Source organism: Stenotrophomonas maltophilia (assembly GCF_039555535.1).
GTDB lineage: Bacteria > Pseudomonadota > Gammaproteobacteria > Xanthomonadales > Xanthomonadaceae > Stenotrophomonas > Stenotrophomonas maltophilia_Q.
Genome location: NZ_CP154630.1, coordinates 410,348 through 435,602, shown reverse-complemented (window position 1 = coordinate 435,602; position 25,255 = coordinate 410,348). Strand labels below are relative to the sequence as shown.

22 protein-coding genes are annotated in these 25,255 nt (G+C 66.8%); 14 read left to right on the top strand and 8 right to left on the bottom strand.

Annotated elements, in window-relative coordinates; genetic code table 11:
- Positions 1 to 39: 39 nt before the first annotated feature.
- A complete protein-coding gene (locus AASM09_RS01910) occupies positions 40 to 3,063 on the bottom strand; it encodes a TonB-dependent receptor (RefSeq protein WP_049432869.1) in 3,024 nt (1,007 codons plus the stop codon).
- Between the two features lie 51 nt (positions 3,064 to 3,114).
- A complete protein-coding gene (locus AASM09_RS01905; RefSeq protein WP_049432865.1) occupies positions 3,115 to 4,587 on the bottom strand; it encodes a transglutaminase-like domain-containing protein in 1,473 nt (490 codons plus the stop codon).
- A gap of 132 nt (positions 4,588 to 4,719) precedes the next feature.
- On the opposite strand from AASM09_RS01905, the gene AASM09_RS01900 reads away from it, so the two are divergent.
- From AASM09_RS01900 to AASM09_RS01875, 6 genes are all read left to right on the top strand, one after another.
- Entirely contained in the window at positions 4,720 to 6,159 is a 1,440-nt protein-coding gene (locus tag AASM09_RS01900) for an SH3 domain-containing protein (protein ID WP_049432911.1), read from the top strand.
- A complete protein-coding gene (locus AASM09_RS01895; RefSeq protein ID WP_049432862.1) occupies positions 6,156 to 7,250 on the top strand; it encodes a dipeptide epimerase in 1,095 nt (364 codons plus the stop codon). The genes AASM09_RS01900 and AASM09_RS01895 overlap by 4 nt, the downstream gene beginning before the upstream one ends.
- Before the next feature lie 598 nt (positions 7,251 to 7,848).
- Positions 7,849 to 8,697 (top strand): MurR/RpiR family transcriptional regulator, encoded by an 849-nt coding sequence (locus AASM09_RS01890; RefSeq protein WP_049426924.1) that lies wholly within the window; start codon positions 7,849 to 7,851, stop codon positions 8,695 to 8,697.
- 15 nt (positions 8,698 to 8,712) lie between these two features.
- Positions 8,713 to 9,474 carry a L,D-transpeptidase family protein gene (locus AASM09_RS01885; protein WP_343368728.1) on the top strand — a complete coding sequence of 254 codons (762 nt, stop codon included), beginning with the start codon at positions 8,713 to 8,715 and terminating at the stop codon, positions 9,472 to 9,474.
- The gene (locus AASM09_RS01880) at positions 9,471 to 10,772 is read left to right on the top strand and encodes an APC family permease (RefSeq protein ID WP_049426928.1); all 1,302 of its coding nucleotides are present in this window, start codon (positions 9,471 to 9,473) and stop codon (positions 10,770 to 10,772) included. The genes AASM09_RS01885 and AASM09_RS01880 overlap by 4 nt, the downstream gene beginning before the upstream one ends.
- Before the next feature lie 110 nt (positions 10,773 to 10,882).
- A complete protein-coding gene (locus tag AASM09_RS01875; protein ID WP_049426930.1) occupies positions 10,883 to 11,206 on the top strand; it encodes a hypothetical protein in 324 nt (107 codons plus the stop codon).
- A 107-nt stretch (positions 11,207 to 11,313) separates the two neighbouring features.
- Here AASM09_RS01875 and yiaA read toward each other — a convergent pair whose 3' ends face one another.
- The gene (gene yiaA / locus AASM09_RS01870) at positions 11,314 to 11,769 is read right to left on the bottom strand and encodes an inner membrane protein YiaA (RefSeq protein WP_049426932.1); all 456 of its coding nucleotides are present in this window, start codon (positions 11,767 to 11,769) and stop codon (positions 11,314 to 11,316) included.
- A gap of 168 nt (positions 11,770 to 11,937) precedes the next feature.
- Between yiaA and AASM09_RS01865 the strand changes: the two genes are divergently transcribed.
- On the top strand, positions 11,938 to 13,107 hold the full coding sequence (locus tag AASM09_RS01865) for a PQQ-dependent sugar dehydrogenase (protein WP_049426934.1): 1,170 nt from the start codon (positions 11,938 to 11,940) through the stop codon (positions 13,105 to 13,107).
- A 46-nt stretch (positions 13,108 to 13,153) separates the two neighbouring features.
- Here the strand turns inward: AASM09_RS01865 and AASM09_RS01860 are convergent, their stop codons facing one another.
- The 4 genes from AASM09_RS01860 to folB form a co-directional block, all read right to left on the bottom strand.
- A complete protein-coding gene (locus AASM09_RS01860) occupies positions 13,154 to 13,699 on the bottom strand; it encodes a hypothetical protein (protein ID WP_049426937.1) in 546 nt (181 codons plus the stop codon).
- A gap of 113 nt (positions 13,700 to 13,812) precedes the next feature.
- Complete coding sequence (locus tag AASM09_RS01855) at positions 13,813 to 15,987, bottom strand: glycoside hydrolase family 3 N-terminal domain-containing protein (RefSeq protein WP_049426939.1); 2,175 nt, start codon at positions 15,985 to 15,987, stop codon at positions 13,813 to 13,815.
- 128 nt (positions 15,988 to 16,115) lie between these two features.
- Positions 16,116 to 17,387 carry a mechanosensitive ion channel family protein gene (locus tag AASM09_RS01850; RefSeq protein ID WP_049426941.1) on the bottom strand — a complete coding sequence of 424 codons (1,272 nt, stop codon included), beginning with the start codon at positions 17,385 to 17,387 and terminating at the stop codon, positions 16,116 to 16,118.
- Positions 17,388 to 17,458: 71 nt separating this feature from the next.
- On the bottom strand, positions 17,459 to 17,812 hold the full coding sequence (gene folB, locus AASM09_RS01845) for a dihydroneopterin aldolase (RefSeq protein WP_049426942.1): 354 nt from the start codon (positions 17,810 to 17,812) through the stop codon (positions 17,459 to 17,461).
- 365 nt (positions 17,813 to 18,177) lie between these two features.
- Between folB and AASM09_RS01840 the strand changes: the two genes are divergently transcribed.
- Positions 18,178 to 18,837, top strand: coding sequence for a hypothetical protein (locus AASM09_RS01840; protein ID WP_049426944.1), 660 nt, complete (start codon positions 18,178 to 18,180; stop codon positions 18,835 to 18,837).
- A gap of 33 nt (positions 18,838 to 18,870) precedes the next feature.
- Here the strand turns inward: AASM09_RS01840 and tsaD are convergent, their stop codons facing one another.
- Complete coding sequence (tsaD, locus tag AASM09_RS01835) at positions 18,871 to 19,896, bottom strand: tRNA (adenosine(37)-N6)-threonylcarbamoyltransferase complex transferase subunit TsaD (protein WP_049426946.1); 1,026 nt, start codon at positions 19,894 to 19,896, stop codon at positions 18,871 to 18,873.
- Positions 19,897 to 20,062: 166 nt separating this feature from the next.
- Here tsaD and rpsU point away from each other — a divergent pair, with 166 nt between their 5' ends.
- The 6 genes from rpsU (at position 20,063) to AASM09_RS01805 (ending at position 25,238) form a co-directional block, all read left to right on the top strand.
- A complete protein-coding gene (rpsU, locus tag AASM09_RS01830; RefSeq protein ID WP_002808376.1) occupies positions 20,063 to 20,278 on the top strand; it encodes a 30S ribosomal protein S21 in 216 nt (71 codons plus the stop codon).
- Between the two features lie 133 nt (positions 20,279 to 20,411).
- Entirely contained in the window at positions 20,412 to 20,855 is a 444-nt protein-coding gene (locus tag AASM09_RS01825) for a GatB/YqeY domain-containing protein (protein ID WP_049426948.1), read from the top strand.
- Positions 20,856 to 20,958: 103 nt separating this feature from the next.
- Positions 20,959 to 21,903: a YihY/virulence factor BrkB family protein gene (locus AASM09_RS01820; protein WP_049426949.1), complete on the top strand. Its 945-nt coding sequence runs from the start codon at positions 20,959 to 20,961 to the stop codon at positions 21,901 to 21,903.
- A gap of 62 nt (positions 21,904 to 21,965) precedes the next feature.
- On the top strand, positions 21,966 to 23,708 hold the full coding sequence (gene dnaG, locus AASM09_RS01815) for a DNA primase (RefSeq protein WP_049426950.1): 1,743 nt from the start codon (positions 21,966 to 21,968) through the stop codon (positions 23,706 to 23,708).
- A gap of 29 nt (positions 23,709 to 23,737) precedes the next feature.
- The gene (locus AASM09_RS01810) at positions 23,738 to 24,238 is read left to right on the top strand and encodes a fused DSP-PTPase phosphatase/NAD kinase-like protein (RefSeq protein ID WP_049426951.1); all 501 of its coding nucleotides are present in this window, start codon (positions 23,738 to 23,740) and stop codon (positions 24,236 to 24,238) included.
- Between the two features lie 28 nt (positions 24,239 to 24,266).
- On the top strand, positions 24,267 to 25,238 hold the full coding sequence (locus AASM09_RS01805) for a bile acid:sodium symporter family protein (protein WP_049426952.1): 972 nt from the start codon (positions 24,267 to 24,269) through the stop codon (positions 25,236 to 25,238).
- The last annotated feature ends 17 nt before the right edge of the window (positions 25,239 to 25,255 follow it).

Here is a 25,255-nt window from a genome sequence, read left to right as displayed (position 1 = left end):
TTGCCTGCGCCGTCACGGTGGACGGCGCGGATCGTGGCCTCAGAAGTTCCAGGTCACCACCAGCTGGGTATAACGCGGGGCCTGCCAGCGCGTGCCGGTCGCAAATGTCGCCTCACGGTACTGGCCGGGTTGTGCTTCATAGCGCTGGTGCACGTTGATGGTCTTCTGGTTGTTGGTGAGGTTGTACACCGACAAGCGGGCGCTGAGGTCGATGCCCTCCACCGGCAACCGCCAGGTCACATTGGCCCCCATGGTCCAGGTCCACGGCAGGCGGCCAAACGCACCGCGTGGGCTGTATTCGAACTGCCGTTGGTTGTAGGGACCCGCACAGTTGGCCACGCACAGCCAGCCGGTGCCACCGCCACTGCCCTCGCTGGAGGTGCTGCCACCGGCGATGGAGTCGTTCGGCCACATCACGCCGTAGGCGGTGATCGGGCCACCGGACTGCACCTGCAGCGTGGTGCCGAACGACCACTGCTTGTTCAGCGCATACGCGGCACGCAGCTTGAACTGATGACGGAAGTCGTTGAACAGCACGCCATAACGTTCATTGGTGGCCGGGTGGTCCCAGAACTGCACCATGCCGGTATCACCGTAATTGGTATCGGAGTTCACCGGGCCTTCGAAGTTGCCTTCGCTCTTCGACCACAGGTAGGACGCGTTGAACATCCACTTCTCGTCCCAGGCACGGTCGATCTGGAACTCCAGCGCCTTGTAGGTGCGCTTGGGCTTGGAGTAGCCGATCACCTCGCCGCTGCCGCCCTTGCGGTAGCCGCTGTTGGCGGTATCGATGGTGATCCAGCCTTCGTTGGCGCAACCGATGCTCTTGTCGCCCCAGATCGTCAGGCTCTCGCCCGGGTTGGCGATCGGCCACAGCGTGCTGGGGGTCGGGCCGCATGGGGTGTAGTTGATGCGGATGTCATCCAGCGCGCGGGTCATGCGCCGGTAGGTGGCATTGACGCCCCACGACCAGGCCTGGTTGATCATGTTCTGGAAGCCCAGGATGTACTCGTCCTGGTAAACCGCCTTCAGGTCACGGTCCACGCTCTGGCGCAGGTCGGCGCCGCCGGTGTTCATGCGGGTGTCGGTCGGCCCGATCTGCTGGCCGACGATGGGTGCCATGTACGGCGAACCGGTCGGCGAGGTTTTCCGTTCCCAGCCGTTCAGCACGTAATAGCTGTATTCGTCGGTCAGGCCACCGGCGAAGTTCACGTTGATGTTGTTGGTGACCGGCAGGTAGTAGCGGCCGGCGTTGCCGAACAGCTTGGTGCTGCCATCGCCGCGCATGTCCCAGGAGAAGCCGACGCGTGGCGCGATCAGGTCGTCCATCTTGATGAACGCCTTGCCTGCAGCGGTGCGGTTCTCGAAGCGGTCCCAGCGCACGCCAAGGTTCAGCATCAGGTTCGGGGTGATGTTCCAGATGTCTTCCAGATAGAAGGCATTGGCCTCGGTCTCGAAGGTGCCGCCCGAGCGGCGGTTGCGAGCACGCAGCATCTCGGTGACGCCGGCCGGTACGTAGGCGTTGGCGCCATCCCACACTTCATCGCCGGGCCGCGCCACGTAGGCGGTGTAGCTCAGCTCGGTCGGCCCTGGATAACGGGTGGACTGCTTGGTGGTCATCAGTTCGCGGTCGACACCGAAGCGCAGCAGGTGGTCGCCGAGCTGCCATTCGAAGTCCAGGCGCGCGACATCGCGGGTGTCATCGCGCTCGGCCACGGCCGCGCCGGTCGGGTGGCAACCGGCGCGCAGCCCCTGCAGCTTGCCCAGCCGCGGGCCGTAGGTGCTGTCGGTGAACACGGGGCTGCAGGCCTGGTCCAGCGACGAGTTGGTGAAGGCGCGCTGCTTGTTCTGGCCGACCATGGCACGCGCGGTGAAGTTCTGGCCGAAGTGGCCGGTGTAGGTGGCCGACCAGTTGCGGCCGCCGGTCTCGGTGACCGAGTCGCCACCCCACGCACCGAGCTGGTCGGCCTTCCAGTTGTAGCCGTACGACGCATTGGTGACATCGCCCTCGTCGGAGAACGCCAGCAGCGCCAGGCTGTGGTTGTCGTTGATGTTCCAGTCCAGCTTGGTGCCCCAGAAGCCGTTGCCGGAATCGTTCTTGAACCAGGTACTGCCATCGGACGAGGTGTTGTGGCCCTTGTCGCTGCGGTCCTCGTACATCGCGAACAGGAACAGCTTGTCCTTGATGATGGGTCCCGAGCCCCAGACGTTGGTCTTCAGGAAGGAATTGTTGTCGCGGCTGCCGTAGGAATGCGGAGTGCCGTCGCGGTGGAAATGATCGCCGCCACTGGCGCGCCACGCACTCGGCTCGGCGGTGACTTCAACACCGCCCTCGAATTCATTGCTGCCCGAGCGGGTCACGGCGTTGATCACGCCACCGGTGGAGCGGCCGAACTCCACCGAGTAACCGCCGGTCTTGACCTGGAATTCATTGAAGAACGCGAACGGCGCGGTGCTGAAGCCACGACGGGTATACATGTCGGTGACATTAAGGCCGTTGATGAAGACCGCATTCTCGGCCACCGATGAACCGGCGAACGACAGGCCACCGAATGAGGAGTTGCCGCCGACCACGCCCGGCGCCATCAGCGCGACCGCAGACAGGTCCTGCGCCACCGGCAGCCGCGAGATCTCCTGGCGGTTGATGTTGAACGAGGTTTCGGTGGAGTAGACATCCACGCGGTTGATCACGCGCGTGCCAACCACCTGCAGTGCATCCAGGTTGGTGACACCGCCGCCGCTGGCCAGGTTGACCGTGGTTGTACCGCCGACGGCAACGCTTACCGATACCTGATCGCCCAGCTTCTGGCCATCGCGGCTGAGCTGCAGCTGGTAGTCACCCACCGGCAGCTGGCCGAGGCGGTAGCTGCCATCGGCGCCAACGGTGACGGTACGGGTCAGGCCAGTGCTGCTGCTGACCACGGTGACCTGGTCACCGGCGGTTGCACGGCCGGCGACCGCGCCGCTTACGTTCTGTGCCATCGCGATGCCGGGCAGCACTACGCCCAGACACGCCCCGAGGGCGACGCACAATGCCGCCCGCTTGATGCTGTAAGCCTTCATCCCCTGCTCTCTCCTGCAAGAATTGAATGGTGTGGAATGCGATGTGTCGCGCTAGCGTTGCCCGGCTGGCAGTACCCGCCACTGGAAGTCGTAGCTCCATTGGTCGAAGTACAGGTTGCCGCCTGCCCACTCGGCCTCGCCGCGCTGCGAGTCGACCGTTTCCGAGCGGAAGTGCTGCTTGGCCGGCACCAAGGGCTGGCCGAAATCGTCGTTGAAGGCGATGCGGTAACCATCGAGGCCACCCAGGTAGAAGTCGCGCAATGCCGTTACATCGCTGGCCAGCGCGCCGGTGGTCACGTCCATTGGCAGCCAGCCGTACGGCGCCAGGTAGACCTGCCCCCAGTCGTGCAGATTGTTGTAACCACTGCCATCGCCGGAGAACACCATGCCCGACTGCCAGCGCGCGGGAATGCCGTTCATGCGCATCAGCGCGATCAGCAGCAGGGTCTGCTGCCCGCAGTCGGCATGGCCAGTGCGCAAGGCGTAATCGCTGATGTTGCTGAGCGTGGAGTATTCGCGTGCACCGGCCCACGGAATACGGTCGACAGCAGCGAACAGCCTGCGCACCACTTCATGGGGGCGTGTTTCGCCCTGCAGCACCTGGTCGGAGAACAGCTTCAGCGCCGGGGTGAAGCGCACATGCGGCAGCTGTTGGGCCAGGTAGGGCTTCAACGCAGGATCATTCGGCGTGGCCTGCACCTTCGCCGGATCGATCGCGGTGTGCCGCGCGAAGATCGTCGCCGCGTAGCGGATCTCGAACCGGGTCGGCTTGCCGGCTACGGCTTTGGCTTCCAGGTAGGCGGTGCGCTGCAGGGTACTGGCCGGTGCCACCCGCGCCTTGCCCGGGGCGCTGCCCAGCCACTGCACCTGCTCCTGCTGCCCCGGGATCTCGCGCGGATAGGGAATCCATGCGCGCACGGTTTCGCCGGCCGGCACGGCATCGGCCTTCACCGTCAGCGTCTGGGTGAATTCGATGCGCTGTGGCAGCACCCAGGCCTGGCCGCTCTGTTCGGCGGCGGCAACCACGCGCGCGTGGTGTGCGTTGAGCACTTCGTTCGGGCCTGGCGCCGGCATAGGCGCATCTGCGCGGCGACGTGCACGCGCTTCGTCGCTGAGCAGGAACAGGTTCGACGGTGCACGCTTGAAGTACCGGCGCGTGCCATCGATATCGAGGTGTTCGATCAGGCCGAGCTGGTCCCAGCGCGCGAATTCCTCGTCGCTCAGGTCGGGGATCCAGCGGCGCACGGCGGCCTTCGCGGCCTGCTGGTCAAGGCTGAAATCCAGGCGGATACGGCGCATGCGCTCGCGCTGGAAGGCGCCTTCGGCAGTATTGCCTGCCGTTGCCAGCAGCGCTTCGGCATCGCTGAAACGACCGCTGTCGATCAGGTCGATCACCTGCGTCTGGCGCGCCCGCTGCTGGCTGCTGCGCGCATCCGCCGCCTGCGCGGCCGACGCCCACAGCAGCAGCGCGGCACACAGGCCGGCAGCAGCAGGCAGACGCGGTTTGCGAACGGCAGGATCCACAGCGACACTTCCCCAGCGCGGGTGGTAATGGCTGTGTAACACGGGCCGGAACACCGGTCAATAATTTATTCTTGCTTTCGCCAGAGAAAGGAATAAATATTCCAACTGGCATTCGAGGAGGGTATGCAGCGCATGATCCTGGCTTCCCGCGCACCGGACCGGCAGTGGTCGCGCCGGTTGACCCTGGCCCTGTGCCTGCTGGCCGCACCGGCCTTCGCACAGGCTGCACCGCCACCTGACCCCGGCGCGCCGCTGCCCTATGTGGTTGGCCTGCACGAGGCCTACCTGACACCGCAGTACTGGGCCGCACGCCTGGACAATGCCGATGCGCCGATCCTGGACCGCGCGCAGATCGACGCGCAGAACGCGCGGATGCGGGCGCAGGACAGCCACATCCAGGACATCGCTTCGCTGCCCGCACAGCTCGATGCCGCGCAGGTACGCGCCAGCATCAGCGCATTGTCACGCTGGCCCGAGCGTGCACTGTTCAACGAGAAGGGCAAGGCCATCGCCCCGGCGCTACGCAGCGGCATCCAGGCCAACCTCGGCCTCGATGCGATTCCCGCGCAGGTGACACCGGCCTACGGGCTGGTGGTGAAGCGTGCCGCGCTGCGCACCTTCCCCACCCGCGAGCGCGTCTTCAGCACTGCCGGTGACACCGACATCGACCGCTTCCAGGAATCGGCACTGTTCCCCGGTGACAAGGTTGCCGTGGTCCATCGCAGCGCCGATGGCCGCTGGCTGTTCGTGCACAGCGAGCGCTACAGCGCGTGGATCGAAGCCGACGCCATCGCCAGCGGCGACAAGGGCACGGTGCTCGGCTACGGCACGAAGGGCCCGTATCGCATCGTCACCGGCGCCACCGCACAGACCGCCTACACCCCGGAGGAACCGCGCGTCTCGCGCCTGCAGCTGGACATGGGCGTGCGCCTGCCGGTGCTGGCCGACTGGCCCGCCGCCGAACCGGTGAACGGCCAGCAGGCGCATGCCTCGTGGGTTGTGCAGCTGCCGGTGCGCGAAACCGATGGCCGCCTGAAGCTGGTGCCGGCGCTGCTGCCGCGCTCGCAGGACACCGCCGCCGACTACCTGCCACTGACTCCGCGCCTGCTGCTGCAGCAGGCCTTCAAGTTCCTGGGCGAGCGCTACGGTTGGGGCCACGACTACGACACGCGCGACTGCAGCGGCTTCGTTTCCGAGATCTACCGCAGCTTCGGCGTGCTGCTGCCGCGCAATACCAGCGCACAGGCGATCAGCCCTGCGCTGGACCGCCTGCCCTTCACCGACAGGGTCGGCAAGGCCGCGCGCGAACGTGCGGTCACCGATCTGCAGGTGGGCGACCTGGTCTATATCCCTGGGCACGTGATGATGGCTATCGGCCACGTCGACGGCCGCACCTGGGTCATCCACGATACCGCGGGCGGCAGTTGGTTCGGTGCTGACGGCAAGCGCGTACAGGCCCACCTCAATGGTGTTTCGGTCACGCCGCTGGAGCCGATGATGGCCAGCGATACCGTCCGCTACATCGACCGCATCACCAACATCCAGCGCCTGCGCGCCAAGACTCCTGAATGAAGATCACTGCCATCGAACTGGGCATGCTGCGCGTGCCGCTGAAGACGCCGTTCAAGACCGCCCTGCGCACGGTGGAGACCGTGGAAGACGTGGTCGTACTGATCCGCACCGACACCGGCCACACCGGCTACGGCGAAGCCCCCGCCACCGCAGTGATCACCGGTGATACGCACGGCTCGATCATCGAAGCGATCCGCCACTTCATCGCGCCGCGCCTGATCGGCCAGGACGTGGTCAACCTCAATCGTCTGTGCGGGCTGGTGCAGACCGCGATGGAGCGCAACACCAGTGCCAAGGCCGCGGTGGAGATCGCGCTGTACGACCTGTGGGCGCAGCTGCACGGTGCGCCGCTGTACCAGATGCTCGGTGGCGGCGACCCGGTGATCACCACCGACATCACCATCAGCGTGGACTACATCGACAAGATGGTGGCCGATTCACTGTCGGCGATCGACCGCGGCTTCGAGTCGCTGAAGATCAAGGTCGGCAAGGACATCGGCCTGGACATCGAGCGGGTCAAGGCGATCCATGCGGCGGTGGAAGGCCGCGCCCTGCTGCGCCTGGACGCCAACCAGGGCTGGACCGCCAAGCAGGCGGTGCATGCGATGCGCACGCTGGAAGAGGCCGGCGTGGTGCTGGAGCTGCTGGAGCAACCGGTAAAGGCGGCCGACATCAGCGGTCTGAAGTACGTCACCGACCGCGTCAACACGCCGGTGATGGCCGACGAGAGCGTGTTCAGCCCGAGCCAGGTGATGGACCTGATCCAGCAGCGCGCGGCCGACATCATCAACATCAAGCTGATGAAGACCGGCGGCTTGTCCAACGCGATCCGCATCGCCGACATCGCCGGCATCTACGGTGTGCCGTGCATGATCGGCTGCATGATCGAATCCAGCATCAGCGTTGCCGCCGCCGTGCACCTGGCGGTGGCCAAGAGCGATGTGATCACCAAGGTCGACCTGGACGGCCCGTCGCTGGGCCAGTTCGACCCGGTCAGCGGGGGCGTGCATTTCAACGAATCGGAGATCAGCATCAGCGACGTGCCGGGGTTGGGCATCACCGAAGTGCGTGGGCTGGAGATGCTGGGTTGATCTCTGCCTTGCGGCTGGCCTGGCGTACAACTGACTCTTGGTCGGGCGTTACTTTTCTTTCCGCGGAAAGAAAAGTAACCAAAAGAAACGCTCCGCCGGCCGCGAGCCGGTGCTACGCACCGGTTCCCTGCGCTCCTCGGCCCGTCGAGGGACGGCGCGGGAACTCGCTGCGCTCAGACACCCGCCCCTCTTCGCCCTCGCCGGACCTGCGGTGCTCGGCTCGCTTGAAGGCGGACTCAACGTCAAAGGCAACAACTGCATCCCGTGGATCCACTACATGCGTGGATGCTTTTGCGCTTGCTTCTGCTCTACCCCGTATCCCCTTCGCGGCTGGCACGCGCGCGATCTGTCCGGGGTCGGGCGGGTGGGGTTTGCAGGGGTGTCCGCGCCATGGGCCCGAGGCATGCCTCGGGCGGGTTGGGCAGGACGCCCAACCCCGGTCTTGCCGTTTGCGCAGGACAGCGCAAACGCGCAAGCGCGGCCAAGCCTCCATGGACGGATTCACGGCGTCCCCTGCAAACCCCACCCGCCCGACCCACTCCATGACACGCTCTACGCTGCCAACCGCAACGCGCCTACACATGCCCGGACACCCCGCATGCCGCCCCTGCTGAAGATCCGTTCCGAGCGCGGGCAGATGTCGGCCATCGAACGCCGCATTGCCGACTTCATCCTCGACAACGCCCACCTGCTGCGCGACTACTCGTCCCAGCAGCTGGCCAGTGCGCTCGGCATCAGCCAGTCCAGCGTGGTGAAGTTCAGCCAGAAGCTCGGCTTCAAGGGCTACCCGGACCTGAAGTACTCGATCGGCCAGGATGTCGCCCGTGCTGGCGCCGATCCGCAGCAGGCACCCACCGAACCCGACAGCAGCGATGACTACCTGCGCCTGGGCGACGCCCTGCGTCGCAGCAAGGCGCAGGCCGAAGAGGAAACCCGCCAGGCGAACCCGCGCGAAGAGATCGAGCGCATCGTGCAGCTCCTCGACGGCGCGCCCAAACTGTTCGTCCATGGCCTGGGTGACGATGGCCTGTTCGCCCGCGAGTTCGCCATGCGGCTGTCGCTGCTCGGCCTGCTGGTGGTGCCGCACACCGACCCGATCCTGATGCTGGCCAACCTGTCGGCCGCGCGCCCCGGCGATGCGCTGCTGGTGTTCTCCGAATTCGGCAACCTGCCGCAGCTTTCGCAGCTGTCGCGCCAGTTCCAGGACATGGGTGGCAAGGTGATTTCCATTACCCGCCACACCGCCAACCCGCTGCGCGCGCATGCTGACGCAGCACTGGCGGTGTGTGCGCATGATCGCACGCCGCAGGTCGCGCAGCTGCTGTACCGTAGCGCCATGCATGCCCTGCTCGATTTCCTGTTCGTGCTGCTCTGCCACGCCAATCCGGACCGCCAGCAGCAGCTGGCGGTGAATCTGGAGCGGATCGACCACCTGCTGGATTCCTGACCGGAGCACCTGTTGATGAAATCGCTGGTCCGTCTCGCTACCGCTGCGCTGCTGCTTGCCGCAACGGTGTCCGTCCACGCCGCGCCGCTGGAGGGTGCGCGCCAGCTGATCGTGGTCACCAGCGATGGCTGGGACAGCACCCAGGGCCAGCTGCAGGCCTATGTGCGCGATGGCAAGGGCTGGCATGCGCATGGACGGGCGTTCCCGGTGGCGCTTGGCCGCACCGGCAGTGCCTGGGGCCTGGGCCTGCACCCGGCGCAGGCCGACGGCCCGCAGAAGCAGGAAGGCGATGGCCGCAGCCCGGCGGGCGTGTTCGCGCTCGGCAGCGCGTTCGGCTATGCGGTCACCCGCCCCGGCACCGCGATGGCCTACCAGCCGATGCTCGACAGCAGCTACTGCATGGATGTGCCTGCCTCGCCGTTCTACAACCGCATCGTCGACGCGAAGAAGGTCGGCAAGGCAGCCGTGGCAGTTTCCACCGAGCCGATGCGGCTGGATCTGCACAACAAGGGCGACGTCCGTTACCAGGAAGGCTTCGTCATCGCCCACAACCCGGACAACCAGCCCGGCAAGGGCAGCTGCATCTTCGCCCACCTGTGGCGGCAGCCCGGCGAGGCCACCGCCGGCTGCACCGCGATGCCGCAGGCGCGCATGCAGGCGCTGCTGGACTGGCTGCGGCCGCAGGATGCGCCGCGCTTCGTGCTGCTGCCGCGCGCCGAGTACACGCGCCTGCAGGCTCAGTGGCAGCTGCCCGCACTGCGCGGAGACGCCCATTGAGCGCGCAGGACGAACCGCAGCTGCAGCGCGCGGTCAGCCGCTGGCAGATCGTCGGCCTGTCGATCAACGATGTGATCGGCAGCGGCATCTACCTGCTGCCGGCCGCCACCGTCGCCCTGCTCGGCCCGTTCAGCCTGTGGGGCGTGGTCGCCGCCGGCGTCGTCGTCGCGCTGCTGGTGCTGTGCTACGCACAGGCCGCCAGCTACTTCGACGAGCCCGGCGGCAGCTACCTGTATGCCCGCGAGGCGTTCGGGCGCTTCGCCGGGTTCGAGATCGGCTGGATGATCTGGCTGACCCGCATCAGCTCGGCGGCCGCATTGAGCAATGCGCTGGCCGATGCGGTCGCACGCTTCTGGCCGTGGGCTGGCGCCGGCATGGGTCGCATCGCGGTGATCGTGGTATCGCTGGGCTTCCTCACCGGGGTCAACATCATCGGCGTGCGCTCGGCCGCGCGCACCGGCGTGGTGCTGGTGATCGGCAAGATGCTGCCGTTGCTGTTGTTCGTGGCCATCGGCGCGTTCTACATCGACCCGCAGCTGGCGTTCTCCGGCCAGCGCCCGGACCCGCATGACCTGCAGCGCATGGGCGAAGCCGCGCTCCTGCTGCTGTACGCCTACGCTGGTTTCGAGAACATTCCGGCCGCCGCCGGCGAATACCGCAATCCGCGCCGTGACATTCCGTTCGCGCTGATCACCATGATCATCACCGTCACCGTCATCTACGGCGCGGTGCAGGTGGTGGCACAAGGCACGCTGGCCGGCCTGTCCAGCTCGGCCACGCCGCTGGCCGATGCCGCCGCCGGCTTCGGTGGCGAAGCACTGGCGCTGATCCTGACTGTCGGTGCCACCATCTCCATCCTCGGCACCAACAGCAACACGATGATGATGGGCCCGCGCTTCCTGTTTGCGCTGGCCCGCGATGGCTACGGGCCGAAGATCCTGGCGCAGGTGCACCCACGCTTCCACACCCCGGCCGCGTCGATCCTGTGCCAGGGCCTGATCGCGCTCGGCCTGGCCCTGTCGGGTTCGTTCGTGCAGCTGGCGCTGCTGTCGATGACCACGCGCCTGTTCGCCTACATCGGTACGGCGGCTGCGGTGCTGGTGCTGGCCAAACGCTTCGCGGACCGGCCAGGTGCACTGAAACTACCCGGCGGCCCACTGATTCCGGTGCTGGCGCTGCTGCTGTGCCTTGCACTGTTCGCCAGTGCCAGCTGGCAGAACATCGCCGCCGCACTAGTGGCGTTTGCCATCGGCGCGGTGATCTACAAGCTGCCGCGCAAGGATGCCGACGCCGCGTGACCGGTAGCGTCGGGCCATGCCCGGCGGATTGATCTGGCGATCACGCTGCCGGACCGGGCCGTTAACCGCCACGCAGGCACGATCAGGCTTCGTCCACAACGGAGCCTTCCATGACCGAGTACCAGATCCCCGGCCGCGTACCGGACGACAGCACGCCGCGCGACGCGGTCAGCAACTACTGGCGCGAACGCTATACGTCCGAGCCGTACTACGACGACCAGCTGTTCTTCGAGGACTACGAACCGGCCTACCGCATCGGCCATGCGGCCCGCGCACAGGACATGATCCGCGCCTACGAACAGGTCGAAGCCGAGCTGGAATCACGCTGGGCCAATGAACGTGGCCGCAGCCGGCTGGAATGGGCCCAGGTGCGCGGCGCTGTGCGCCGTGGCTGGGAAGATGCACAGCTGGCGGACCCGCGGTTGAAGCGATAACGCCAGGCTTCTGTAGAGCCGAGCCCGTGCTCGGCTCTCGCACCACGTCTGTAGAGTCGAGCCATGCTCGACTGAGCCGAGCATGGCTCGGCTCTACACCGGGTCGATCACTCCTGTTCCGGCAGCGGTGGCACGACCGCGCTGCGCTTGCTCTCACCACCACCTGCAGCGATGAGGTCGCGGGTGTTCTTCTGCACCGCCACAGCGCCGAACAGCGACAGCGCATACGCCATGCCGTAGAAGCCCTTCTCGCTTGATGCCAGGGTGGCATTCCACAGCCCAACAAGCAGCAGCATCAGCGCCGACAGCAGCGCAAACCAGCACAGCGCGTAGTACAGCGCGCTCACCGGAATACCCTCGACGCGGTCACGCACACTCTTCTGCAGCGACACCGCCGCGAACAGGCCGAACAGCAGCAGGGTCAGGTAGTAGCCCTTTTCGTTGAGCGCCATCGTGGCGGCGTTGAACAGGCCGATCAGGTAGGCCGCCGCGCCCAGCAGCAGGGCCACCCACGAGGCGGCGATGAAGGCGGTGGACGGCTTGTGGGGCATGGCAGTGTTCATTGCAGATCCTTGCAGTCAGGCGGGCTTGCTTTGCCCGGGCGTGCCCACCCTAGACGATCCCGCCGCCGTCGCACAGGGGGGCGCAGGACCTTCGGGCCACGACGGTCACGCCTCCAGTGGTATACAAGGGACAGCCCGGCCATCCGCATCCCCGCCCTGGAGATACCCATGACCCGCACACCCCTGCTGCTCGCCCTCGGCCTGGTGCCGATCCTCGCCACCTCTGCCTGCAATGCCGCCGACCCGGCCGCCAACGGCGCCCAAGCCACCGCGCCCGTGGCCTCTACCGCCGCCGACCAGCGCCCGTTCGACGCCACCGAAGTCAGCCGCTTCGACCAGCCGTGGGCGATGACCTTCCTGCCTGACGGCGGCCTGCTGGTCACCGAAAAGCGTGGCAAGCTGCAGCATCTGGACCTGGCCAGCGGCCAGAAGCATGAGATCAGCGGCGTTCCGAAGGTCGCCTACGGTGGCCAAGGTGGCTTTGGCGACATCATCCTGCACCCCGATTTCGCCCGGAATCATGTCGTTTACGTCAGTTACGCCGAGGAAGGCACGCTGGACACCCGCGGTGCGGCCGTGGCCCGTGCCACGCTGGCGCTGGATGACGACGGTGCCGGTCAACTGAAGGACCTGAAGGTGATCTGGCGGCAAAGCCCCAAGGTCAGCGGTGAAGGCCACTACGGCCATCGCCTTGCCTTCGGCCCGGACGGCAAGCTGTGGATCAGCTCCAGCGAGCGGCAGAAGTTCGACCCGGCGCAGGACATGGGCAGCAACCTCGGCAAGATCGTCCGCCTCAACGACGATGGCAGCCTGCCCGCCGACAACCCGTTCGCCTCCCAGGGCGGCGTGGCCGCGCAGATCTGGTCGCTGGGCCACCGCAACATCCTCGGCATGGCCTTCGACGCCAACGGCAAGCTGTGGGCGCATGAAATGGGCCCGGCTGGCGGCGACGAACTGAACCTGATCGTGCGCGGCGCCAACTATGGCTACCCGATCGTCTCCAACGGCGACCACTACGACGGGCGCCCGATTCCCGACCACGACACCCGCCCGGAATTCGCTGCACCCAAGGTGACCTGGACGCCGGTGATCTCGCCGGCCGGCTTCGTGATCTACAGCGGCAGCCTGTTCCCACAGTGGAAGGGCAGCGGCTTCATCGGTGGGCTGTCGTCGACCTCGCTGGTGCGCGTGGCCTTTGATGGCGACAGCGCGCGCGAAGCCGAACGCTTCAACATGGGCGAGCGCATCCGCGAAGTGGAACAGGGCCCGGATGGCGCCCTGTGGCTGCTGGAAGACGGCAGCAAGGCGCGCCTGCTGAAGCTGACGCCGAAGGCCTGATCGGCACATTTTCCCGGGACGGCCCCGCATGCGGGGCCGCTTCCGTTTACTGGATGGTGATGACCTTCACCTCGGTCTTCTTGCAGGCCTGGTCCAGGCACTGCCCGTTCAACCACACCTGTCCATCGCCGATCATCACGCCCTGCTGGTTGACGAAGACCTTGCCGAAGTCCTGTTCGGACACCGCCTTGACCACCGCCGGTGTGATGATCTTCTCGTAGTTGCGCTGGAACTCGCCCGGGCCGGTGATCTTCTTTCCATCCGCGATGTTCAGCGGGAAGCGCACTTCCTCCACCACGGCAGCACGATCACCACCGACCACGGCGGTCCTGAACGCGTTGAACACCTTTTCGTACTGCGCCGCATCACCAAGCAGCGTTTCGATGCGTGCGCGTGCGTCTTCCGCGGGCGCATCCGCTTCGGGTGCGGCCGGTGCAGCGGCGGCGGGCTCAGCGGTGGATGCCGCAGGCGTTGCCGGGGCGCTGGCCTCCATCGGCGGCGGTGCATCCGCGGCGGGCTCGGCCGGTGGTGCCGCCGGCTGCGAACAGGCCGCCAGCAACAGGGCGGGAATCAGATAAGCCATCCAGCGCATGCGCGCACTCCATCGAAACAGGGAGCCCGATGGTAGCGCCGGGGCACGCCCGGCGTGTTCGTGCAATGTGAGCGCAGCAACGCCGGGCATGGCCCGGCGCTGCCATTCCGCGATCAACCCTTCAGCAGCTCGAACTGCACGGCTTCGCCGGCCGCCGACGAGGCGCAGACCCACAGGTCAAACTGACCCGGTTCCGCGCGCAGCACACCGTCGCGGCCGGTGAACGCCAGCTGTTCACGGGTCAGGGTGAACACCACTTCGGCCGACTCGCCCGGCTGCAGTGCCACCTTGCGGAAGTCCTTCAGTTCGCGCACCGGGCGCACGCGGCTGGCCACGCGGTCGTGGATGTACAACTGCACCACTTCCTCGCCGGCCACGCGGCCGGTATTGGTCAGCACGGTGGTGATGGTCAGGGTGTCGTCCCAGCCGAGCTGTGCCGTGCTCAGCTGCGGCACGCCGTAAGCGAAGGTGGTGTAGCCGATGCCATGGCCGAACGGGTACAGCGGTTCGTTCGGGATCTCGCGCCAGCGCGCCTTGAACTCCGACATGGTCGGCAGTTCCGGGCGGCCGGTACGCGGATGGTTGTAGAAATACGGCTGCTGGCCGGACACCTGCGGGAAGCTGACCGGCAGGCGCGCGGACGGGCTGTAATCACCGAACAGCACATCGGCCACGGCATGGCCGGTCTGCGTGCCCAGGTACCAGGTGACCGCCACGGCATGCGCGTTGCGCACCGCGCCCTGCAGCGCCAGCGCGCGGCCATTGCGCAGCAGCACCACCAGCGGTTTGCCGGTCATCGCCACCGCTTCGGCCAGCGCCTGCTGTGCCGGCGGCAGAGTGATCTCCACGCGCGACTGCGCTTCGCCGCTGTAACGCTGCGGTTCGCCCAGTGCCAGCACCACCACGTCGGCACGCAGCGCGGCGGCAACGGCCGCTTCGGTGCCGCCCGGAATCGCGGTTTCCAGATCACAGCCGGGCACGATCTCCAGCAGCGAGGCATCGCCGATGGCGGCGCGCACGCCGGTTTCCAGGTCCACATAGCGCTGCTTGTCACCGAACAGCGTCCAGCAGCCTTCGATGTTCTCGCGGTCCTGCACGAACGGGCCGATCAGTGCGATCTTCTGCCCGGTCTTCTGCAGCGGGAGCACGTTGTCGCGGTTGTTCAGCAGCACGATCGAGCGGCGCGCGGCATCACGCGACAGGTCGTCATGCGCGGCGATGTGCGAGGTATCGGCTTCGCGCGCCGGGTCCAGCGAACGGTACGGGTCGTCGAACAGGCCGATGGTTTCCTTCAGCCACAGGATGCGGCGGACGCCTTCATCCAGCACCGCCATCGGCACCTCGCCGCTCTCGACCAGGCCCGGCAGGTGCTCGGCGTAGAAGCCGCTCTGCATGCTCAGGTCGAGGCCGGCGGTGAACGCCTTGGCGGTGGCATCGCGGTCGTCGGCGGCATAGCCGTGGGCGACCAGTTCCATGTCGGCGGTGTAGTCGGAGATCACCACGCCCGGGAACTTCCACTCACCGCGCAGGATGTCGGTCAGCAGTTCGGCATTGGCGCTGGCCGGCACGCCGTTGATGTCGTTGAACGAAGACATCACGGTGATCGCGCCGGCGTCGAAGGCGGCCTTGAACGGCGGCAGGTGCACGTCGCGCAGGGTCTGCGGCGAGATGTCCACCATGTTGTATTCCATGCCGGCCATCACCGCGCCATAGGCGGCGAAATGCTTGGGCGTGGCCAGCAGCGAATCGGCCGCGCGCAGGTCGCTGCCCTGGAAGCCGCGCACGCGGGCGGCGGCGAACGCACAGCCCAGCACCACGTCCTCACCGGCACCTTCGGCGCCACGGCCCCAGCGCTGGTCGCGGGCGATATCCACGGCCGGTGCGTAGGTCCAGTGCAGGCCGGCGGCGGTGGCCTCGATGGCAGTGGCACGCGCAGTGCGCTCGGCCAGGTCCGGCTCGAAGCTGGCGGCCTCGCCCAGCGGAATCGGGAACACGGTGCGCATGCCGTGGATGACGTCGGCGGCCAGGATCACCGGGATGCCCAGGCGGCTTTCCTCGGTGGCGACCTGCTGGATGCGGCGGCCCAGCTCGGCGCCGACACCATTGAACAGCGAGCCGACCTTGCCCTCGCGCACCTGCTGCAGCACCTGGTCGGCATTGCGCACGTTGGCTTCCGGGTTCACGTCCGGGGCGAACGGGCGGACCATGTCCGCGAAGACACCCAGCTGGCCGACCTTTTCCTCGACGGTCATCTGGGCAATGAGGGATTCGATGCGATCGGAGGCCACCAGCAGTCCTTGATGAAAACGTTTACAAGCCCGGCATTCTAGCGATCCCGAGCCATTTGGCGAGAGGTTTCGTCATTCAGTTTCAGGCTCCAGCCGGATCCGTACGGTCCGGCTGGAGGCATCGCAGCTTACTCCGAGCCGGCCAGCTGGCGCTGCCCGGCCATCAACATGGCGTCGCTGGAGGCCTGGAACACGCGCAGGCCGAAGGCCGGCAGGATCGCCAGCAGGTGGTCGAAGATGTCCGACTGCACCGCCTCGTACTCGCCCCAGGCGGTGCTGCGGGTGAAGCAGTACAGCTCCAGCGGCAGGCCCTCGGTGGTCGGCTGCAGCTGCCGCACCAGCAGGGTCATGTCGGTATGGATGCCCGGGTGGCTGCGCAGGTAGCGCTCGACGTAGGCACGGAAGGTGCCCAGGTTGGTCACCCGGCGGCTGTTGACCTCGGCCACGCCCTGCTCGCGCAGGCGCCCGTTCCACTGCCCCAGCTCCTGTTCCTTCTCGCGCAGGTAGTCGCGCAGCAGCGCGAACTGGCCGAGGAAGGCCAGGTCGCCCTCATCCAGGAAGCCGACGCTGTGCTGGTCCAGGTACAGCGCGCGCTTGATGCGGCGGCCACCGGCTTCCTGCATGCCGCGCCAGTTCTTGAACGACTCGGTCACAAGCTTCTTGGTCGGGATGGTGGTGATGGTCTTGTCGAAGTTCTGCACGGTGACGGTGTGCAGCGCGATGTCGATGACATCGCCATCGGCGTTCTGGCTGGGCATCTCGATCCAGTCGCCGATGCGCACGCGGCCATCGCCGCTGATCTGCACGCTGGCCACCAGCGACAGGATGGTGTCCTGGAAGATCAGCATCAGCACTGCGGTGGCCGCGCCAAGGCCGGTGACAAGATAGCGCAGGTCGACGCCGGCCAGGGTGGCAACGATCGACAGGCCGGCGATCACGAAGATGACGATCTTGGCGACCTGCAGATAGCCCTTGATCGGCTTGTTGCGTGCCTCGGGGCGACGTTCGTACAGGTCGTTGGCCGCATCCAGCGCATGCGAGATGGCCAGCACCACGGTCAGGATCGCCCACGCCTGGCAGGCGCCGATGATGAAGCCCACCAGCCCTGGCGGCAGGTCCGGCACGATGCGGATGCCCGAGGCGATCACCTGGCTGGGCACCACATTGGACAGACGCGAGATCACCCGCATCAGGTGGCTGCCACGGCCGGTGTCAGCGCCCGGCAGGCGGCTGAGCAGGCGTCGCAGCCCGCGCAGCAGGATGCGCTTGGTCACCCAGTTGGCCAGGCCGGCGGCGATCAGCAGCGCCGAGATCATCAACGCCAGGTAGGCGCCGGGATAGGGTTCCAGTGTGTTCTGCAGCTTTTCCAGCCACTGTACCGCCACCACCGCATCCACCATCAGTTGTCTCCTGTCTGTTCCGTTGTTGCCAAGGTTGCCAGCCAGCGGCCGGCACTACCGGGGTTACCGGGTCATTCCCGCGTACGCTCGATGATCACGCCCACCGCGCGCGCGCCGCGCACCGCACCGGGCTTGCTCAGCTTCAGGCGCAGCCACTTCACGTCGAATTCGGTCAGCACGATCTGCGCGCAGCGCTCGGCCAGTGTCTCGACCAGGCCGAACTCCGACTCGCGCACGAACTGCTCCAGGCGCTTGCTCACCGCCTTGTAGTTCAGGGTGTGGGCGATGTCATCGGTAGCCGCAGGGCGACGGTTGTCGAAGCCCATTTCCAGGTCAAACACCAGGTCCTGGCGGATCCGTCGCTCCCAATCGTAGATGCCGATCAGGGCATCGATCGTCAGCCCCTCGATGAAAACCTTGTCCATTGCGGTTACCAGCGCCAATACAGGCGACCATGGTAACGGCACGGCAGTGACCCTGCCCGGAACGGGCGACGGGTGGCCGGCACGGGGCGGGCCCGGAAAAAAACAAAGGGCCCCGCTAGCAGGGCCCTTTGGTACTACCGTTTGTCCCCGGGGGGAGCTGTTGAACAGCCGCGAGTCCCGGTGGCGCAGGCACGCAGAGTAGGTAAGGACCAGATCGTCGGTCAAGGCCAATTCCGACAGGCAAGCTCAGGTATTCGTCCGAGGCGAAACACAGAGAATCGGCCGCACGGACAACGACGTTCCCTTATGGTTGTTGCCCGCCTGACTGGCCAACATCGACACATTCTTCACCACCGCACATCACGATGGCTTCATACGATGCACTGCGGCGCGCGTTGTCAGCGGAGCGTCTGTCCACTTACGAGAGAATCGCATCGACCTGCGGCCCCGACGTCACAGCCGAATCCCTCTACCTCTGGAACATGCGGCTGTGCGGTGCACTGATGATGCCGGTCCATCTATGCGAGGTGGTCACCCGCAACGCCGCGGCAATGGTTCTTGTTCGGCAGCACGGTCCACGTTGGCCCTGGAATGATGCCTTTAGACGCAGGCTGCCAACTTCGTCCAGTACTTCTCCACGCACGGCACTGGAACAACTTGCCAGTCGCGTAAGCGATACACCAGAAATCGTCGCCAACCTGCCCATGGTGTTCTGGCAGCAGCTGTTCACATGTCGCTTCGATTCCACGCTGTGGATACCGGCACTCAGCGGAGTCCTGCGCCATGCGCCTTGCGCCCACCCCAGTGTCATCCGGAAAGCCATCCACGCGGATATTGGCCGCATCCGCCACCTGCGCAACCGCATCGCCCATCACGAGCCCATCCTCGAGCGCGACATCGGCGCCGATCTGGCCGCGATCGGGCGGCTGATCCACGCCCGCTGCCCGCACACCCTGGGCTGGCTGCAGCGCCATGAGCGGGCGACGACCGTGCTGGCGGCGTCGCCGTTGGCAGGGCGTCGGTAATACGTCCGCCGGGCGTGGCCCGGCGCCGCTGGTTCACACCGCTGGCAGGGTCGCCATGTCCCAGCGCGGGGTCACGTCCACCTTCGGCGGGCTGTGCTGGCCGGCCTGCAGGCGCAGGGCGCCGGCGAAGGCGATCATCGCGCCGTTGTCGGTGCACAGTGCCGGCCGCGGGAAGCAGGCGCGGCCACCCAGGCGCTCGGCCATCTGCTGCAGACGGGCGCGCAGGCGCTTGTTCGCGCCCACGCCGCCGGCCACCACGATCACGTTGGTGCCGGCCGCTTCCAGCGCGCGCTCACACTTGATCGACAGGGTCTCGACCACGGCATCTTCAAAGCCACGGGCGATGTCGGCGCGGGTCTGCTCGCTCTGGTCGCTGTCGCGCCAGGCCATCAGGACCTGGGTCTTCAGGCCGGAGAAGCTGAAATCCAGCCCAGGGCGGTCGGTCATCGGCCGCGCGAAGCGGTACGCGCCCGGCGTCCCCTGCTCGGCCAGCCTGGCCAGCTGGGGGCCGCCCGGGTACGGCAGGCCCATCAGCTTGGCGGTCTTGTCGAAGGCCTCGCCGGCCGCATCGTCCAGGGTCTCGCCCAGCAGGCGGTACTGGCCGATGGCATCCACGGCCACCAGCTGGGTATGGCCGCCGGACACCAGCAGCGCCACGAACGGCGCTTCCGGCGGATCGTCTTCCATCAGCGGGGCCAGCAGATGGCCTTCCATATGGTGGACGCCCACCGCCGGCACCTCCAGCGCCCAGGCCAGCGAGCGCGCCACGCCGGCGCCCACCAGCAGGGCGCCGACCAGGCCGGGGCCCGCGGTATAGGCCACGCCGTCGATGTCGCCCACGCCCAGCCCGGCCTCGGCCAGGGTCTGCCGCACCAGCGGCAGCAGCTTGCGGACATGGTCGCGGCTGGCCAGCTCGGGCACCACACCGCCGTACTCGGCGTGCAGGGCGATCTGGCTGTAGACCGCATGGGCGCGCAGGGCCGCGCTGCCGGCCAGGTCGGTGTCATACACCGCCACGCCGGTCTCATCACAGGAAGATTCGATGCCAAGGACTCGCATGCCTGCTATTATGACGCCCCTGCCGCCCCCTCGGGGGATGTGCAGATCTCACTGCTTTCGAACTTCCGGCCCGTATTCAGGGTTGCCCGCTTGCAGTTTGTCTATTCGCCGCTATAATGTGCGGCTCGCCGGGCGTGACCCGGTTCTACTGTGTCCCGGAGATTCCATGCCCAGCGTCAAAGTCCGCGAGAACGAGCCCTTCGAGTTTGCTCTTCGCCGCTTCAAGCGCACTTGCGAAAAGGCCGGTGTGCTGGCCGAAACCCGCAAGCGCGAGTTCTACGAAAAGCCGACCCAGGAGCGCAAGCGCAAGGCCGCCGCTGCTGTGAAGCGTCAGCTGCGCCGCTCGTCGCGCGACGTCACCAAGCGTCAGCGCCTGTACTGATCGGACGCATCTTCATTGCGGCGGGCTTGCCTGTCGCGATGGAGCCGAAGCCGGCACGCGCGAGCGTCGCCGGCTTTTTGCGTTTCCGGGTTCGGGCATCCGCCCCGCCCCACCTACCACCACGAGGTTCCTCATGAGCATGAAGCAGCAGCTCACCGACGACATGAAGGCCGCCATGAAGGCGGGCGAGAAGCACAAGCTGGGCGTGATCCGCCTGATCAACGCCGCCATCAAGCAGCGCGAAGTGGACGAGCGCATCGAGCTGGACGATACCGCCGTGATCGCCGTGCTCGACAAGATGGTCAAGCAGCGCAAGGACTCGGTCAGCCAGTTCGAAGCCGCCAACCGTGAAGACCTGGCCGAGATCGAGCGCGCCGAGATCGTGGTCATCGAAGCCTACCTGCCGGCCAAGATGGGCGAAGCCGAGATCGTGGCCGCCATCCAGGCCGCCATCGCCGAGACCGGTGCTTCCGGCCCGGCTGACATGGGCAAGCTGATGGGTGCGCTGAAGCCCAAGCTCGCCGGCCAGGCGGACATGGGCCTGGTGTCCAAGCTGGTCAAGCAGCTGCTGGCGTAAGCCATTGCCGGGGTCGGATCCCTTTCGCATCGCGGAAGGGCTCTGACCCCATTGATGCACCCGCTTCACCGCTCTTTCGACCGCCGGCTGTTACAACACCCCCATGGTCGAGCAATCCAACGCCCCCACCGACACGCGTCCCCACGGCATCCCCGCACGGCTTCGCCACTATGCTGACCGCCTGCAGGACAGCTTCCCGATGGCGGTCGCCAAGCGCTTCGTCGAAATCGACGTGCTGACCCAGGCCGCCTCGGTCTCCTTCTACGCCCTGCTGTCGATGGCACCGCTGCTGGTGCTGCTGCTGTGGCTGACTGCCTCGCTGTACCCGCCAGCACAACAGACGTTGATCAGCCAGATCGGTTCAGTGGCCGGCAGCAGCGTGGCCAGCGTCGCCGACACCGTGCTGCACAACGCCAACAGCCAGCCCAGCGTGGGTTCGCTGGCCGGGCTGTGGAGCACGCTGCTGCTGTTCGTGGGTGCCACCGCCGTGTTCGCCCAGCTGCAGAACGCGCTGAACCGGATCTTCCACACCAGCGGCCAGCGTCTGGAAGGCATCAAGGCCTGGCTGCGCAAACGCGTGTTCTCCTTCGGCGTGGTGCTGGCACTGGGCTTCCTGCTGATCCTGTCGATGACTGCCACCACTGCGCTGCAAGTGGTGTTCGCACAGCTGCCCTCGGTGCTACCGGCGATCGGCTACCTGACCTCGCTGCTGCTGTACACGCTGGCCTTCGCCTTCCTCTACCACTACCTGCCGGACCGCCGCGTGGCCTGGCGCCAGGCCTTCATCGGCGGTGCCATCACCTCGGTGCTGTTCACCCTGGGCCGCTACGGCATCGGCGTCTACATCGCCACCGTGGCCCCGGGCAGCGCCTACGGCTCGATGGGCGCGCTGGTGATCGCGCTGGTGTGGATCTACTACGCCACCGCCGTGTTCTTCGTCGGTGCGTTGATGACCGCGGTGATCGACGAACGCCTGCATGCGCGGGCGCAGCTGGCCAAGGCCGGGGTCGATGCGGAACAGGCAGGCCCGCAGGTCACCAGCGAGTAAACTAGGGGGAATCCGCCGCCCCCTGCTGCGCGCCCTGGCGGCCGCGCCCTGCCCTGTTGCCCATGGCCCGTATCCCCGACGCTTTCATCGACGACCTGCTCGCCCGCACCGACATTGTCGAGGTGGTGGGCAGCCGCGTGCCGTTGAAGCGCCAGGGCAAGGAGTACGCAGCGCGCTGCCCGTTCCATGACGAACGCTCGGCCTCGTTCACGGTCTCGCCCACCAAGCAGTTCTATCACTGCTTCGGTTGTGGCGCGCACGGCACCGCGATCAGCTTCCTGATGAACTACGACCGCCTCGAGTTCCTCGACGCGGTGGATGAACTGGCCAAGCGCGCCGGCATGGAAGTGCCGCGCAGCGAGAACCCGCGCAGCCCGCAGCAGCAGGACGACAGCCGCGAGCTCTACTCCGCTCTGGACGCCGCTGCCAAGTTCTTCCAGAAGAACCTGGAAGGCAGCGAGAAGGCACGCAGCTACCTCGACGGCCGCGGCGTGGACGAAGAGAACCGCGCACGCTTCCAGATCGGCTATGCGCCCGATGGCTACAGCGGGCTGCGCGATGCGCTGGGCAAGGACGAGCGGCGCATGAAGCTGCTCGACCGCGCCGGCCTGTTCTCCAAGAACGATCGCGGCCACGTCTACGACAAGTTCCGCGACCGGGTGATGTTCCCGATCTTCGACCGCCGTGGCCGCGTGATCGCCTTCGGCGGCCGCGTGTTCGAGAAGGACGACGGCCCCAAGTACCTCAACTCGCCCGAGACCGCGCTGTTCCACAAGGGCCGCGAACTGTACGGCCTGTGGCAGGTGCGCCAGGCCAACCAGAAGATCGAGCGGCTGATCGTGGTCGAGGGCTACATGGACGTGGTCTCGCTGTTCCAGTTCGGCGTCACCCAGGCGGTGGCGACGCTGGGCACGGCGACCACGCCGGACCATGCCGAGCTGTTGTTCCGCAACGCGCCGGACGTGTTCTTCTGCTTCGACGGCGACGCCGCCGGCCGCCGTGCCGGCTGGAAGGCGCTGGAGTCGGTGCTGCCGCGCATGAAGGATGGCCGCCAGGCCTTCTTCCTGTTCCTGCCCGATGGCGAGGACCCGGACACCATCGTGCGCAAGGAAGGCGCCGAGGCCTTCAACGAACGCCTGAAGCAGGCCACGCCGCTGTCGCAGTTCTTCTTCGACGAACTGACCCGCGAGATCAACCTGGGTACGCTGGACGGCAAGGCCCGCCTGGCCGAACGGGCAAAGCCGATGCTGGCGCAGATTCCCGACGGCGCCTTCGGCGATCTGATGAAGCAGCAGCTGGGGCAGCTGACCGGTCTGGGGGGGGGCAACACTGCCGCCACGCGCGCACCACAGCCACAGCGCCAGCCCTCGCGCACGATCCAGCCAGTGGCCAAGCGCAGCCTGGTGCGCGGCGCGATCGCCGTGCTGCTGCAACAACCGTCACTGGCCCTGACCCTGGGCGGCAAGCATCACTTCCAGGGCCTGCGCCTGCCCGGCGTGGAGCTGCTGCTGGAGCTGCTGGGGCTGGTCGAACAGCGCCCGGACATCAGCACCGGCGCCCTGCTGGAACACTTCGACGGCCGCGAGGAACAGGCCTCGCTGCATACACTGGCCGCACAGACGCTGCCCGGCACCGAGGCCAGCTGGACCCAGGAACTGCACGACGCCGTGGCCCAGCTGGAGAAACAGCTGCTGGTGCAACGTCTGGAGGAGTTGTTGGCAAAGCAGCGCCAGCAGGGTCTGGACGATACTGACAAATACGAACTGCGCGAGCTGTTGAAGGCCCGCGCCGGGCTGCGCCTGTAGAGGGGCAGAACGCTTTCACGGAGAGGACCATGCTGCTGCGCCTGACCTGCCTGCTGTTGTTGTCGCTCTGCCTGCCGCTGGCGGCCTTGGCTGCGGATACCCCGCTCAATGAAGTCCGGCCCGGCCTGTATGCCGGCGGCCAGCCCAGTGCCGCACAACTGCGCGAACTGGCCGCACAAGGCGTACGCACCGTGATCGACCTGCGCCAGCCCGACGAGGACCGCGGTTTCGATGAAGCGCACGTGGCCGAATCGCTGGGCCTGCGCTATGTGCGCATTCCGGTGGCCGGTGCCGAGGGGCTGGATGCGCCCAATGTGCGCGCCGTGCACCAGGCCCTGCAGCAGAGCCAGGGGCCGGTGCTGCTGCACTGCGCCTCCGGCAACCGCGCCGGTGCCGTGCTCGGCCTGGTCAGTGCACGCTACGAACATGCCAGCCCGGAACAGGCCCTTCAGCTGGGCCAGCGCGCTGGGCTGAAGTCGCTGGAAGCCGCCACCCGCCAGCGCCTGGCCACACCGGTCACCTCGCCCTGAACCCTCCGCACAAAGGACTCTGCCCACCATGACCCGCTGGTGGTCGCGCCTGCGACCGGACAACTTCACCCTCGCCCTGCTGTGCACCGTCGGCCTGGCTTCCCTGCTGCCGATGAAGGGCGCCGCCGCCATCGTCCTCGACGATGTCACCACGGTCGCCATCGCGGCGTTGTTCTTCCTGCATGGCGCACGCCTGCCGCGCGAGTCGATCATCGGCGGCATGCTGCACTGGCGGCTGCACCTGACCATCCTCGCCTGCACCTTCATCCTGTTCCCGCTGCTGGGGCTGATGTTCAAGCCACTGTCGGGTTGGCTGCTGACCCCGGAGCTGTACCTGGGCGTGCTGTTCCTGTGCACCCTGCCGTCCACCGTGCAGTCGTCCATCGCGTTCACCTCGATGGCGCGCGGCAACGTACCGGCAGCGGTGTGCAGTGCTTCGTTGTCGAGCATCCTCGGTGTGTTCCTGACCCCGCTGCTGCTGACCGCACTGGCGGGTACCTCCGGCGGCGTGCACGACCCGCTGCATGCGATCGGCGGCATCATGCTGCAGCTGCTGGTGCCGTTCGTGGCCGGCCACCTGCTGCGGCCATGGATTGCCGGCTGGGTGGAGCGGCAGCGCGCACTGCTGCGCTACACCGACCAGGCCACCATCCTGCTGGTGGTGTATTCGGCGTTCGGCGAGGCAGTGACCGAAGGCCTGTGGAGCAAGACGCCGCTGCTCTCGTTGCTGGCCGTGGCAGTGGTGGCCGCGGTGCTGCTGGGTATCGCCATGCCGCTGATCACCTTCATCGCCCGCCGCCTGCGCTTCAACAGCGAGGATGAGATCGCCATCGTGTTCTGCGGCTCGAAGAAGAGCCTGGCCACGGGCGTACCGATCGCCAAGGTGCTGTTTGCTGGTGGCAGCCTCGGTGCCATCGTGCTGCCGGTGATGATCTATCACCAGATCCAGCTGATTGTCTGCGGTGTGATCGCGCAGCGCTACGCCAAACGCAAGTCCTGACACGACGTGGAGAACAT

Coding starts and splice junctions, on each gene's coding strand:
- AASM09_RS01825 (WP_049426948.1), top strand. CDS start 20,412: ATGAGCATGAAGCAGCAGCTCACCGACGACATGAAGGCCGCCATGAAG.
- AASM09_RS01860 (WP_049426937.1), bottom strand. CDS start 13,699: ATGCGCTGGATGGCTTATCTGATTCCCGCCCTGTTGCTGGCGGCCTGT.
- dnaG (WP_049426950.1), top strand. CDS start 21,966: ATGGCCCGTATCCCCGACGCTTTCATCGACGACCTGCTCGCCCGCACC.
- AASM09_RS01910 (WP_049432869.1), bottom strand. CDS start 3,063: ATGAAGGCTTACAGCATCAAGCGGGCGGCATTGTGCGTCGCCCTCGGG.
- yiaA (WP_049426932.1), bottom strand. CDS start 11,769: ATGAACACTGCCATGCCCCACAAGCCGTCCACCGCCTTCATCGCCGCC.
- AASM09_RS01810 (WP_049426951.1), top strand. CDS start 23,738: ATGCTGCTGCGCCTGACCTGCCTGCTGTTGTTGTCGCTCTGCCTGCCG.
- AASM09_RS01820 (WP_049426949.1), top strand. CDS start 20,959: ATGGTCGAGCAATCCAACGCCCCCACCGACACGCGTCCCCACGGCATC.
- rpsU (WP_002808376.1), top strand. CDS start 20,063: ATGCCCAGCGTCAAAGTCCGCGAGAACGAGCCCTTCGAGTTTGCTCTT.
- AASM09_RS01885 (WP_343368728.1), top strand. CDS start 8,713: ATGAAATCGCTGGTCCGTCTCGCTACCGCTGCGCTGCTGCTTGCCGCA.
- AASM09_RS01900 (WP_049432911.1), top strand. CDS start 4,720: ATGATCCTGGCTTCCCGCGCACCGGACCGGCAGTGGTCGCGCCGGTTG.
- AASM09_RS01875 (WP_049426930.1), top strand. CDS start 10,883: ATGACCGAGTACCAGATCCCCGGCCGCGTACCGGACGACAGCACGCCG.
- AASM09_RS01895 (WP_049432862.1), top strand. CDS start 6,156: ATGAAGATCACTGCCATCGAACTGGGCATGCTGCGCGTGCCGCTGAAG.
- folB (WP_049426942.1), bottom strand. CDS start 17,812: ATGGACAAGGTTTTCATCGAGGGGCTGACGATCGATGCCCTGATCGGC.
- AASM09_RS01865 (WP_049426934.1), top strand. CDS start 11,938: ATGACCCGCACACCCCTGCTGCTCGCCCTCGGCCTGGTGCCGATCCTC.
- AASM09_RS01805 (WP_049426952.1), top strand. CDS start 24,267: ATGACCCGCTGGTGGTCGCGCCTGCGACCGGACAACTTCACCCTCGCC.
- tsaD (WP_049426946.1), bottom strand. CDS start 19,896: ATGCGAGTCCTTGGCATCGAATCTTCCTGTGATGAGACCGGCGTGGCG.
- AASM09_RS01890 (WP_049426924.1), top strand. CDS start 7,849: ATGCCGCCCCTGCTGAAGATCCGTTCCGAGCGCGGGCAGATGTCGGCC.
- AASM09_RS01850 (WP_049426941.1), bottom strand. CDS start 17,387: ATGGTGGATGCGGTGGTGGCGGTACAGTGGCTGGAAAAGCTGCAGAAC.
- AASM09_RS01840 (WP_049426944.1), top strand. CDS start 18,178: ATGGCTTCATACGATGCACTGCGGCGCGCGTTGTCAGCGGAGCGTCTG.